The organism is Wohlfahrtiimonas chitiniclastica DSM 18708, from assembly GCF_000375345.1.
GTDB lineage: Bacteria > Pseudomonadota > Gammaproteobacteria > Cardiobacteriales > Wohlfahrtiimonadaceae > Wohlfahrtiimonas > Wohlfahrtiimonas chitiniclastica.
Genome location: NZ_AQXD01000001.1, coordinates 429,365 through 441,542, shown reverse-complemented (window position 1 = coordinate 441,542; position 12,178 = coordinate 429,365). Strand labels below are relative to the sequence as shown.

10 protein-coding genes are annotated in these 12,178 nt (G+C 46.1%); 9 read left to right on the top strand and 1 reads right to left on the bottom strand.

The genetic code is table 11. From position 1 onward, the window contains the following. The first annotated feature begins 97 nt into the window (after positions 1-97). The gene (gene acnA, locus B143_RS0101970) at positions 98-2,785 is read left to right on the top strand and encodes an aconitate hydratase AcnA (RefSeq protein ID WP_018121976.1); all 2,688 of its coding nucleotides are present in this window, start codon (positions 98-100) and stop codon (positions 2,783-2,785) included. Positions 2,786-2,852: 67 nt separating this feature from the next. Here acnA and B143_RS0101965 read toward each other — a convergent pair whose 3' ends face one another. Beyond that, a complete protein-coding gene (locus B143_RS0101965) occupies positions 2,853-3,611 on the bottom strand; it encodes an AraC family transcriptional regulator (RefSeq protein WP_018121975.1) in 759 nt (252 codons plus the stop codon). A 126-nt stretch (positions 3,612-3,737) separates the two neighbouring features. On the opposite strand from B143_RS0101965, the gene B143_RS0101960 reads away from it, so the two are divergent. The 8 genes from B143_RS0101960 (at position 3,738) to B143_RS0101925 (ending at position 12,138) form a co-directional block, all read left to right on the top strand. Next, positions 3,738-4,535, top strand: coding sequence for a siderophore-interacting protein (locus tag B143_RS0101960; RefSeq protein WP_018121974.1), 798 nt, complete (start codon positions 3,738-3,740; stop codon positions 4,533-4,535). A gap of 109 nt (positions 4,536-4,644) precedes the next feature. Next, positions 4,645-5,760: an MFS transporter gene (locus B143_RS0101955; RefSeq protein ID WP_018121973.1), complete on the top strand. Its 1,116-nt coding sequence runs from the start codon at positions 4,645-4,647 to the stop codon at positions 5,758-5,760. 58 nt (positions 5,761-5,818) lie between these two features. Next, positions 5,819-6,673: a CvfB family protein gene (locus tag B143_RS0101950; protein WP_018121972.1), complete on the top strand. Its 855-nt coding sequence runs from the start codon at positions 5,819-5,821 to the stop codon at positions 6,671-6,673. 3 nt (positions 6,674-6,676) lie between these two features. Next, positions 6,677-7,591: a DMT family transporter gene (locus tag B143_RS0101945; protein WP_018121971.1), complete on the top strand. Its 915-nt coding sequence runs from the start codon at positions 6,677-6,679 to the stop codon at positions 7,589-7,591. Positions 7,592-7,728: 137 nt separating this feature from the next. After that, positions 7,729-8,247 (top strand): sugar dehydrogenase complex small subunit, encoded by a 519-nt coding sequence (locus tag B143_RS0101940; protein ID WP_018121970.1) that lies wholly within the window; start codon positions 7,729-7,731, stop codon positions 8,245-8,247. A 9-nt stretch (positions 8,248-8,256) separates the two neighbouring features. Then, positions 8,257-9,909 carry a GMC family oxidoreductase gene (locus B143_RS0101935; RefSeq protein ID WP_018121969.1) on the top strand — a complete coding sequence of 551 codons (1,653 nt, stop codon included), beginning with the start codon at positions 8,257-8,259 and terminating at the stop codon, positions 9,907-9,909. After that, positions 9,906-11,324 carry a cytochrome c gene (locus B143_RS0101930; RefSeq protein ID WP_018121968.1) on the top strand — a complete coding sequence of 473 codons (1,419 nt, stop codon included), beginning with the start codon at positions 9,906-9,908 and terminating at the stop codon, positions 11,322-11,324. Before B143_RS0101935 ends, B143_RS0101930 begins: the two co-directional genes overlap by 4 nt. Continuing rightward, positions 11,314-12,138 (top strand): shikimate 5-dehydrogenase, encoded by an 825-nt coding sequence (locus B143_RS0101925; RefSeq protein WP_018121967.1) that lies wholly within the window; start codon positions 11,314-11,316, stop codon positions 12,136-12,138. The genes B143_RS0101930 and B143_RS0101925 overlap by 11 nt, the downstream gene beginning before the upstream one ends. The last annotated feature ends 40 nt before the right edge of the window (positions 12,139-12,178 follow it).

Sequence of the window (12,178 nt, the reverse complement as noted above, 5' to 3'; positions counted from 1 at the left end):
AAATTACTTTTTGACAACATATTGTGGTTGGCATCCGTAATCTTTCCAAGATAAAGATTTTAGGTTAGTCATTCATACGTACTATAAGGAGTGGAGCATGAGTCATATCGACAGTTTGAAGTCTAAAGCAACGCTAAAAGTTGGGGATAAAGAGTATCTCTATCACTCAATCGCACAAGCGGCAGAAACATTAGGGGATGTTTCTCAATTACCAAAATCCATGAAGGTTTTATTAGAAAACCTTTTACGTTACGAAGATAACAAAACTGTGAATCTTCAAGACATCGAAGCGATCCGCGATTGGTTGAAAGATCGTAAATCTGACCGCGAAATCCAATACCGCCCTGCACGTGTATTGATGCAAGACTTCACAGGTGTACCTGCGGTTGTTGACTTAGCTGCCATGCGTGATGCAATGGTAAAAGCGGGCGAAAACCCAGAAAACATCAACCCATTGTCCCCTGTTGACTTAGTGATCGACCACTCTGTAATGATCGACCATTTCGGTACAAACAATGCGTTTACTGAAAACGTAGACATGGAAATGGAACGCAACGGTGAGCGTTATGCATTCTTACGTTGGGGGCAAAAAGCCTTTGATAACTTCAGCGTTGTGCCTCCTGGCACAGGGATTTGTCACCAAGTGAACTTAGAATTCTTAGCAAAAACCGCTTGGGTTTCTAAAGTGGATGGCAAAGAATGGGTGATTCCTGACACTTGCGTGGGTACAGACTCACACACACCAATGGTGAACGGTTTATCTGTTTTAGGTTGGGGCGTCGGTGGTATTGAAGCAGAAGCTGCCATCTTAGGTCAACCCATCTCCATGTTGATCCCTGAAGTTGTGGGCTTTAAATTAACAGGTAAATTACGCAGCCACGTGACTGCAACAGACTTAGTCTTAACAATCGTACAAATGCTTCGTAAAAAAGGCGTGGTGGGTAAATTCGTTGAATACTTTGGCGATGGCTTAGCTGAATTGCCTTTAGCAGACCGTGCAACCATCTCTAACATGGCACCTGAATACGGCGCAACGGTTGGCTTCTTCCCAGTCGATGAAATCACATTAGATTACATGCGCTTAACCGGCCGCTCTGATGACACGGTTAAACGTGTTGAAGCATACGCTAAAGCACAAGGTTTATGGCGCAATGAAGGTGACGAACCTGTCTTTACAGATGTTTTAGAATTAGATTTAGGCACTGTAGAAACCAGTATTGCAGGCCCAAGCCGTCCACAAGATCGCGTTGTATTAGGTGATTTACCTGCAACAAGCAAAAAATTCATCGCAGACAGCGTTGAAAACCCTGATTTAGCGGTAGACATCAACATCGATGGTCAAGCAGAAAAATTGCACCACGGTGATGTTGTGTTTGCAGCCATCACATCTTGTACAAATACATCTAACCCAAGCGTGATGATGGCGGCAGGTTTAGTGGCGAAAAAAGCCGCAGCACTTGGTTTAACTCGTAAACCATGGGTGAAAACATCTTTAGCCCCTGGCTCTAAAGTGGCCAGCGAATACTTAGAAAAAGCTGGCCTCATGAAGTATTTAGAAGACATCGGTTTCTACTTAACCGGTTATGGTTGTACAGCTTGTATTGGTAACTCAGGCCCATTAATTCCTGCCGTTGCCAAAGCCATTGATGAAAACAACATGACAGTCTCTGGCGTATTGTCTGGTAACCGTAACTTTGAAGGCCGCATCCATCCACAAATCCGCGGCAGCTGGTTAGCGTCTCCACCATTGGTTGTGGCTTACGCAATTGCAGGTTCAACCAACATTGACTTGACCAAAGATCCAATTGCACAAGATGCCAACGGTAAAGATGTATTCTTAAAAGACATCTGGCCTTCAAACGAAGAGATCGCTAAAGAAGTCTTAATGATCACAAGCAACATGTTTGCCAAAGGTTATGAAGGCGTATTTGATGGTGATGAGCAATGGCAATCCATCGCTGTGACTGACAGCGAAACGTATGAATGGGATCCAAACTCCACATACGTTCAACATCCACCATACTTTGAACACATTGATCAGCCGATTGAAGCATTGAAAGCGATTGATAAAGCACGCGTATTGGCAGTGTTTGGCGATTCCATCACAACGGATCACATCTCACCTGCCGGTTCAATCAAGAAAGATTCCCCAGCGGGTCGTTACTTGATCGAACATGGTGTGAAACCTGAAGACTTCAACTCATACGGTTCTCGTCGTGGTAACCACGAAGTGATGATGCGCGGTACATTCGCAAACATCCGTATCCGTAACAAAATGATCCCTGGCATCGAAGGTGGTTTGACTAAATACCTACCTTCTGGCGAAGTGATGGCGATCTATGATGCAGCGATGAAGTATAAAGAAGATCAAACACCATTGATCATCTTAGCCGGTAAAGAGTACGGTTCAGGTTCAAGCCGTGACTGGGCAGCAAAAGGTCCTAACTTATTGGGCGTAAAAGCTGTGATCGCAGAGAGCTATGAGCGTATTCACCGTTCTAACTTGATCGGTATGGGCATTTTAGCGCTTCAATACAAAAATGGTGACAATGCTGAATCTTTAGGTTTAGATGGCACTGAAAGCTTCCACATCGAATTTAATGATGACATCAAACCGCATCAAGACATCGTTGTGACAGCAACTCACCCTGAAACAGGTAAAGAAACTCAGTTCACAGTGCTTTGCCGCATTGATACATTGAACGAAGTGGATTACTTCAAAGCAGGCGGTATCTTACATTACGTATTGCGTGACTTGATCGCAAAACAAAAAGCGGCTAAATAATCATATTTTCCCCGTGATCTAAAAAAGCCCGACAAATGCCGGGCTTTTTTTATGGTCATGATTAGGCTTAAAGATATTTTTTCGGGGAAATGCCCGTCATGTTCTTAAAGAACGTTGAGAAAGCGCTGTAACTGCCAAAGCCTAAGGATAACGCAATCTCCATCATTGGCTGATGCTCACTCAATAACTCAATGGCTTTAAGTAAACGCCATTGTTGGCGCCACGATTGATAATTCATGCCCGTCTCTTTTTGAAAAATGCGCGTAATCGTGCGTTCACTTGCGCCAACGTGCAAGGCTAATTCTGACAAAGGCGGCGCTTGTGCCAATAAGTCATATTTTTGCAGGCGATAATCCTCGGGATAATCCAAATACATGTGCTCACGTTTTGCGCTGACCAACTCATCCCAGAGCACCAATAACCAATGATACCCACGCGATGGCAATTGCCAATCAGTGTCCCACGGCGCAGAAGCGATGGTTTCTAACACCGCACGCATCAAACTGGTGGCCACCCAAATCATCGGATGATCAGGTAAACGCATGCTTTCACGCTCATCTAAATAGATGGAGCGATAACCCACCACTTCTGTAAAAAAGACGCGATGAGGCATATGTGCAGGTATCCACAATAAACGTTGAGGCGGCACGACATACAATTGTCGATTCATCATCACGCGCATACTGCCCTTTTGAGCAAACAGAAATTGTCCCTTTTGATGCACATGCTCACCCGAATCGTGTCTGACCAATTCTGATGCAATGCCAATGATGGCTTGATCCATCGCATCTGGGTTAAATTCTGTTTTTGCATCTATCCATGCCACTTGTTCACCTTTTCATCCTATTGCTCAACAAACATGAGCAAAAACAAACATTAATAATAATCATTTGCATTTAATAACAATATACAGCAAGATACCCCCATTCGTCAGATAGGAGGATCTTCATTGATGCAAGTTCATAGAACCGTTGTTCGTGTTGCTCGTAAAGAGTTCATCACCCCAAATTTTCTACGCGTTATTCTAAAGTGTGATGACGCTGAGCGCTACAAAGATGTGCCAATTGGCGTAAATAATAAGCTATTTATCCCGCCAATTGGGCAATCTACCGTACAAATGCCTACTTTTAATGCACAATCACAACAATGGGAAGTGATCGATGAAGCATTGCGCCCAACGGTGCGCACTTATACACATCGTGCTTTTGATTTAGATGCCAAAGAATTGTGTGTCGATTTTGCAGTCCATGAAGGCGATTCTGTGGCTTGCCAATGGGCGCTCAATGCCAAAATTGGCGATGAAGTGGGCTATGCCATGAAAATATCTCATAAACCTTTGGTGCCCAACGTTAAAGATTATCTATTTGTGACAGACATGACGGGCATTCCTGCCGTTGCGGCCATTGTTTCAACACTGCCAGAAGATGCCCATGTCACCATCATCACAGAAGTGCTCGGCGAGGTGGACATCTATCCTGAACATTATCAAAGTGCAGCAACATTGACGCTTCATTGGCACACCAATTTTTATCCACACAATGGCAGTGATCTCTTTGAACACGCAAAGCCCTTGATTGATACACTAGATGCCGCCCATTTTGTGCATGTGACGGCTGAATTCAATACCGTCAAACAGTTCCGCGATCATCTACGCAAAACATTGGGCTACACCAAAGATGAGTTTTATGGCTGTGCGTATTGGCAAATTGGCAAAAAAGAGCATGAAGAGCGCACCAAGCGTTTAGAGTAATTCCATTCCCTGAAACATTGACTGATTTTGTAATAAATCAGTCATCTTTTATAAAACATCACATTCGACTTTTCATTATCCTAGCGGTTTTCCTTGAGAACCGAAGATCATGACACAAAGTACACGCCTTTTATTGATGGCTTTACTGATGTTCCCCCAAATTGTGGAAACTCTCTACAGCCCGATTTTACCGGCTTTGAGCTCGGCATTTGCTGTCTCTGAAGCGGCAGCTGGGCAAACCTTATCCCTCTATTTTATGGCATTTGCCATTGGTATTGTCTTATGGGGCTATTTATGTGATCGCCTCGGGCGGCGCATCACCTTCATTCTTGCACTGTCTGTGTATACGGTGGGTGCAGTAACGGCGTTATGGGTGACGGACTTTTCTGCCCTTTTGATCTGCCGCATGTTGATGGCGCTAGGTGCTGCGATTGGCTCAATTGGCACACAAACCGTAATGCGTGATGCTTATTCCGGCGAAGCACTTCGCAAAACCTTTGCCATTGTGGGCATTTTAATGGCCATCAGCCCCATGTTGGGCATTTTTATGGGCACTCTCCTCGAGATGCATTTGGGTTATCGTGCCATTTTTATGGCATTGGTGCTCTTTGCCCTCATGTTACTGCTGTGGACGATTCTGAGCCTACCAGAAACACGACCACACAACATGCAGCGAGTGGCATTACTACCAATTGCCCGCGTGATGCTTAAAGATGGTGTTTTACTGCGTCACATGGTGATGATTGCGGGCTTTAATCTGATGCTCTTTAGTTATTATCAATTGGCACCCTTTTGGCTCACCGATTTAGGTTATCCGATGACACTCTTCAGCTATACAGGATTATTATTGGGGGCAGGCTCATTGCTTGGTGCCCTCATTAATCGCCGCTGTACTCAAGCACACGTGCCGGCACGCACATTAATTAGAATCGCCACCATGGTTCTGCTCATCAGCGCTTTGATGGCTTTTAGCTTACGTCATTCCCTGTGGTTACTATTGCCAATGGGTATCATGACCTTCTGCTATGGCATCGCCATCCCAAATATTCTGGCACATGTGCTCGATGATTATCACAACGCACGGGGCACTGCCGGCGCATTATTGGGTTTAGGGTACTATTTGCTCTTAGGGCTTGGGTTGATGCTGAGCGCCATCAGTGGACATCTTGCAGGCACGTTATTGGTCACCGCCCTTTTCATGCTGTGCATAAATCTTTCTGAATGATTTTGCACTAAGGATTATAATGGGGCACGATTATTTTTTATTTATAGATTAAGGTCAAATGTCTCATTCTCCATTTACACCCAAAGTTGGACACATCAATCGCTTAACCATCGAACAACAAACCTCCCGCGGCTTAATGCTTGCGGGCAATGTCTTTTTGCCCAACCGCGCCATTCCTGAAGATTTAGTGGTCACCATTGGTGAGCCACTCGAAGTCTTTGTGTATGTGGACAACCAAGAAGAGTTGATCGCCACCACAGATAAACCCTACACAGAAGTGGGTAAATTTGCGGATCTGCAAGTGGTGGAAGTGGCGAGTTTTGGTTACTTTTTAGATTGGGGATTGCCAAAGGATCTTTTATTGCCTTTTCGTGAGTCACTGGTGGATTTAGAAGTGGATGATTTTGTCATCGTGTACACTTACATTGATCCTGTGACGCACAAAATCACCGCCACCACGAAATATGAGCGCCATGTACAAGCCACCGCGCCCAACTACAAAACCGGTGATAAAGTGTCTGTATTGGTGGAGAGCAAAACACCGCTTGGTTTAAAAGTGATTGTGGATCATGCGTATTGGGGCGTTGTCTATCAAAGTGACATCGTGGGCGAAATGCACATTGGTGATGAGTTCACAGGCTACATTAAACCTGTGCGCGAAGATGGTAAACTCGATGTTTCCATGATTCCCATCATCAAAACCAATGAAGCGCGCCACGGCTTAGAAGGCGCCATTTTAAAGGCACTGAAAGCGAATAAAGAGGGTCGTTTACCCGTGAGCGATAAAAGTGATCCGGATGTGATCATGTCCCATTTTGGCGTCAGTAAAGCGGCGTTTAAACGTGCCATTGGCGCCCTTTATAAAAACAAGAAAATCATCATCCATAAAGATGCCATTGAATTACAAAAATAATCCATGAGCACCGAAGCGCGCGGCCATTTATTGGCGCTCTTGACGATTGTGCTGTGGGGGACAACTTTTGTCTCCACCAAAATTTTGTTACAGCACGATCTCTCGCCTTTAGAGATTCTCGGGGCGCGCTTTTTATTGGGTGCTTGCTTTTTGATGCTCTTGTATCCAAAACGCTTAAAAGGCACCACATGGCGCGAAGAGCTCTGTTTTGCCCTAGCCGGTTTATGTGGCACCACCTTCTATTTTTGGTTTGAGAATCATGCATTGCTCTATACGCTTGCGGCAAATGCAGCCCTCATCTCCTCAACTTCCCCATTTTTTACAGTGCTGCTTGCCCGCTTCTTCTTAAAAGAAGAGTGCATTCGCCCCATATTTTATGTGGGCATGCTGCTCTCGTTTGTGGGCGTTGGGCTCATGAGTTTCAGTGGCTTACAATCCTTTGAATTAAGCTTAAAAGGCGATGCATTGGCGCTTGGCGCCGCCTTCATTTGGTCGATTTATGCCATTGTCTCCAAAAAAATGGGCAGCTTTGGTTACAACACCATTCAAACCACGCGCCGCACATTTTGGTACGGTTTACTCTTTATGTTGCCCATGATCTCTTGGCAAAGCCTAGATTTTTCTCACGATGCTCTCTTAAACTATGTGCATCAATATGCATCACCTGTGGTGATGTTCAACCTTCTGTTTTTAGGTTTAGGCGCATCCGCCCTCTGCTTTGTCACATGGAATCTGGCCGTTAAAATTCTTGGTGCCATTAAAACAAGCCTCTACATCAACGCTGTGCCCATGGTGACGGTGATCTTCTCAACCCTCATTCTCCATGAGCACATCACCTTATTGTCTGCCCTTGGCATTCTGTTGGTGCTGATGGGTTTAGGCATCTCTCAATATCAACGAAAATCGTCCAATTCATAAAAATTATAAAATATTTATATAATAAATTAGATTAATATTGCTTTAACTGATATAGATATTATATTAATAAAAGCATCAATATCTCAATGATGTTGATCCTACTTCATGATGGCATCCAAGATTATAGAGAGATTATTATGAAAACGATTAACTTACAACGGCGTCGCCTCATTGGTGTTGGCGGTCTTCTCCTATCCGCTGCACTCTTCCCCCCAATGGGGCGTTTCGCCTTTGCCGCAGTCAAACCCACCGAATCCCAACTGACATCTTTCATCAGCCTTTCAGAACAGCTCACCGGTTATGGGGATTTAAATCCCATCTTAGCAGAGCGTTATCTGACGGCAATGCTTAACCTTTACCCAGACTTTGCGACGCACTTATCTGCCCTTGGCGATGGCGAAACTGTCATGAGCCGCATTGCTCACAATAAAAGCAACACTGAATGGGCGATGCACATCACTCATGCATGGTACACAGGCACAGTGGGTCCTAATCAGGACGATGCCGTAGAAGTCATTGCCTATAAAGATGCCTTAATGTATCGCCCAACGGCGGATGGTTTGCCTGTGCCCACCTACTGTTTTAGAGGTGAATTATGGTTCAGTGCATTGCCACCTGGCATCACGCGTGAACCCACTGTACCGGCAACATTTTAGGGAGCAATCATGAATCAAGCAAAACAATTGGCCAACGGAGATTGGCAAGCAGACGTTGTCATTGTCGGCAGCGGCATTGTGGGCGCAATGATGGCCACAGAGATTTCAGCAAAAGGCTACAGCGTCTTAATGTTAGATGCAGGTTTACGCGTTGAGCGCGGACAAATTGTGGAAAATTCCCGCAATATGCCAGAAAAAAACCGTGCAGGCATCGATTATCAAAGCCTTTATCCTCAATCGCCCTTAGCACCCTTTCCGCTCTATTTCCCCAACAATGGTTATTTGGGTTTATCGGGCCCAAATGCCGCCGCCTATGCACAAGACTATTTGAAAACTGTGGGCGGCACCACATGGCACTGGGCAGCCTCTTCATGGCGCCATGCACCAAATGACTTTAAAATGCACACACTGTACGGCGTTGGGCGCGATTGGCCGATCACGTATGATGAGATGGAACCATATTATACGCGCGCAGAATATGCCATTGGTGTGGCAGGCCCAAGGGATAAAAGCATGCAATCGCCGCCTGAACGCAGCAAACCTTATCCGATGGAGATGGTACCGTGGTCATACTTTGAGCGCACCGTTTATGACACCACCAAAGATTTTGGCTGCCACTTAGTGCCGATTCCACAAGGACGTAGCACACGCGTGTGGGAAAATCGCCCCATCTGTTGTGGCAATAACAACTGTATGCCCATCTGCCCAATTGGCGCGATGTACAATGGCATCCATCATGTGGAAAAAGCAGAGCGCAATGGCACGATTGTTGTGTCTGAAGCAGTGGTTTATAAAGTGGACACCGATGAGAAAAACAATCTCTCTGCCATCCATTTTTATGACAAAGAGCGCAAATCCCATAAAGTGACCGCCCAAAAATTCGTTTTTGCCTGCAATGGCATCGAAACGCCGCGTTTATTGTTAATGGCGGCCAATGAGCAAAATCCCCGCGGGATCGCTAATAACACCTCTGATTGCGTTGGGCGCAACATGATGGATCACTCAGGCATTCACTGTTCATTCACGTCGAAAAAACCGATGTGGGTTGGTCGTGGCCCTGCACAAAGTGCAGCCATGGTGGGCTATCGTGATGGTTCTTTTAGAAAAGATCACGCAGCATTCCTCATCATCATGAACAACTTAAATCGAAACCTCGCCCAAACCCAAAAAGTGTTGGCCGATGGCACAATGGGCGAACATTTGCCTGAAGCGGTGCGTGAGAGCACCATTCACTCAGTGTATTGGGACATCATGCTTGAAGTCCTTCCTGAAGAGAGCAATCGCCTCACTTTAAGTAAAACCCGTAAAGATGCACTGGGCTTACCGTGCCCGGATGTCTATTATGATGTGGGTGATTATGTGCGCCGTGGCCGCACCGCAGCACAAGAAAAATTGCGTGAGATCGCCCATCTCTTTGGTGGCACAGATGTAGATGTCACCTCAGAATTTGTGCCGAATAACCACATCATGGGCGGCTGCATCATGGGTGATGATCCCAAAAATAGCGTCGTCAACAGCCACTGCCGTGCGCATGATCATGAAAACTTATGGTTACCCGGTGGCGGTGCAATTCCCTCTTCAAGTGTCGTCAATTCCACATTAACCATGGCTGCTTTAGGTTTGCGTGCAGCCGATGACGTGTTAAGGAGCTTAGCGAAATGAAAATCATTCGAACCCTCTTAACAGCGGCGCTCCTCAGTACGCCAATGATGAGTGCAGCGCTTGCCGATGATGGCAATGCGGCGCGCGGTGAAACACTCGCCATTTTAGGCGATTGCCAAGCGTGCCATACTGATAAAGCAGGGGATGGCGAACCGTTTGCCGGCGGCTATCCCATCAGCTCACCGATGGGCGACATTTACTCATCAAACATTACGCCCTCTAAAACATACGGGATTGGCAGCTACTCTCTTGAAGATTTTACTCGTGCACTGCGCGATGGGATTCGTAAAGATGGCGAGCATCTCTATCCTGCGATGCCCTATCCATCGTACGCTAAACTCACCGATGCGGACATTAAAGATCTCTATGCGTATTTCATGACATCTGTTCAACCTGTCGATGAGCCGCCTAAGCACACCACAGAATTGCCCTTTCCTTTTGGCATGCGCTCTGTGATGGCAGTGTGGAATGCATTATACTTGGACAATACGCCTTTTAAAGCCGATCCTAATCAAAGTGATGAGTGGAATCGCGGTGCGTATATTGTCGAAGCCCTTGCCCACTGTAGCACGTGCCACACACCGCGTAACTTTATGATGGCAGAAGAGAAAGACCATTATTTAGGCGGCAGTAGCTTAGGTCCTTGGTTTGCGCCAAACATTACCTCAAGCATCAATGGCGGGATTGGTTCATGGCAAAATGCTGATTTGATCACTTATCTACAAAAAGGTCACCTCAAAGGTAAAGCACAAGCCGCGGGCCCAATGGGTGAAGCCGTTGTGGACAGCTTCCAACATGTGGATGCCAAAGATCTTGAAGCGATCGCCACATACATTCGCTCCGTGCCTGCTTTAGACAATCCTGCCCAAAGTGCGCCACGCGATACATATGGCGAGCCGTTTGATGTGGATCTCTTATTACGTGGTACTGCGCCTGTGGATGCGTATCAAAATCTGAAAAGTGGCGAAGCGCTGTACAGTGCTTACTGTTCAAGTTGCCATCAAAATACAGGTTCAGGCACTGAAGATCAATTCTATCCATCGCTCTTTCACAACACCGCAACCGGTGATGTGAATCCAAGCAATGCGATTGCCGCAGTTTTATATGGCGTCAATAAGAAAGTGGATGGCAAAGAGATCTACATGCCAAGCTTTGGCCCACAGTCCGCCACACAAGCGCTGTCTGATGAACAGATTGCCAAAATTGTGCAATTTGTCTATCAACAATATGGCAACCCCACTGTAGGGGTGACTGAAGAGATGGTCAAAGAAATTCGTGCAGGGGGTGCTGCGCCCGCATTGATGAAGCTGCAACCTTATCTATTGCCCGGCATGATTTTCTTGATTGCCGTTGTGCTCGGTGGCATCATCGCTGTGGTCAGCCGTAAAAAACGAGGAGGCAAAGATGATCACTAAACAGACACAATTGTGCATGTCACTTGCCGCACGCCCCGGCAACTTTGGGACGCTTTTTCACAACTATTTGTATGATCAGCTTAAGCTCGATTACATTTATAAAGCGTTCACCACATCTGATCTAACAGCGGCAATTGGCGGCGTGCGTGCCCTTGGCATACGGGGCTGCGCCATCTCGATGCCCTTTAAGGAAGCGGTGATTGAGCTTGTGGATGAATTGGCGCCATCTGCTGCGGCGATTGAGTCTGTCAATACCATCGTCAATACCGATGGGCATTTGACCGCTTACAATACAGATTACATCGCTGTGGCAAATTTATTGCAAGATTATGCCATTGATCCTGCCACACCTTTTTTACTCAAAGGCAGCGGCGGCATGGCCAAAGCGGTGGCCGGCGCTTTGTATGATCAAGGCTTTAAGCACGGCACCATCATTGCGCGCAATGCTGTTAAAGGCCAAGCCCTAGCAGATTTGTATGGTTATGAATGGATGGATGATGAAGAGGTCATTGCCTCCACAGAAGGCATGATGCTCATCAATGTGACACCGCTCGGCATGCAAGGCGGTAAAGAAGCCGATGCTTTAGCCTTTAGCCCCATTCATATTGAAACGGCAGAGACAATTTTTGATGTGGTGGCATTGCCGGTGGAAACGCCGATGATTCAATTGGCGCGTACCCTCAATAAAACCATCATCAGCGGTGCGGATGTGGCTGTGATTCAAGCCCTTGAACAATTTGTGCTTTATACGGGCGTTCGTCCATCAATCGATTTGATTAAAGAGGCATCAAGCTTTGCGAGAAGCCATGCTTAAATCTTAAATCATCCTATTAAAGATCATGCCCGAATCATCG

Coding starts and splice junctions, on each gene's coding strand:
- acnA (WP_018121976.1), top strand. CDS start 98: ATGAGTCATATCGACAGTTTGAAGTCTAAAGCAACGCTAAAAGTTGGG.
- B143_RS0101960 (WP_018121974.1), top strand. CDS start 3,738: ATGCAAGTTCATAGAACCGTTGTTCGTGTTGCTCGTAAAGAGTTCATC.
- B143_RS0101955 (WP_018121973.1), top strand. CDS start 4,645: ATGACACAAAGTACACGCCTTTTATTGATGGCTTTACTGATGTTCCCC.
- B143_RS0101950 (WP_018121972.1), top strand. CDS start 5,819: ATGTCTCATTCTCCATTTACACCCAAAGTTGGACACATCAATCGCTTA.
- B143_RS0101945 (WP_018121971.1), top strand. CDS start 6,677: ATGAGCACCGAAGCGCGCGGCCATTTATTGGCGCTCTTGACGATTGTG.
- B143_RS0101940 (WP_018121970.1), top strand. CDS start 7,729: ATGAAAACGATTAACTTACAACGGCGTCGCCTCATTGGTGTTGGCGGT.
- B143_RS0101935 (WP_018121969.1), top strand. CDS start 8,257: ATGAATCAAGCAAAACAATTGGCCAACGGAGATTGGCAAGCAGACGTT.
- B143_RS0101930 (WP_018121968.1), top strand. CDS start 9,906: ATGAAAATCATTCGAACCCTCTTAACAGCGGCGCTCCTCAGTACGCCA.
- B143_RS0101925 (WP_018121967.1), top strand. CDS start 11,314: ATGATCACTAAACAGACACAATTGTGCATGTCACTTGCCGCACGCCCC.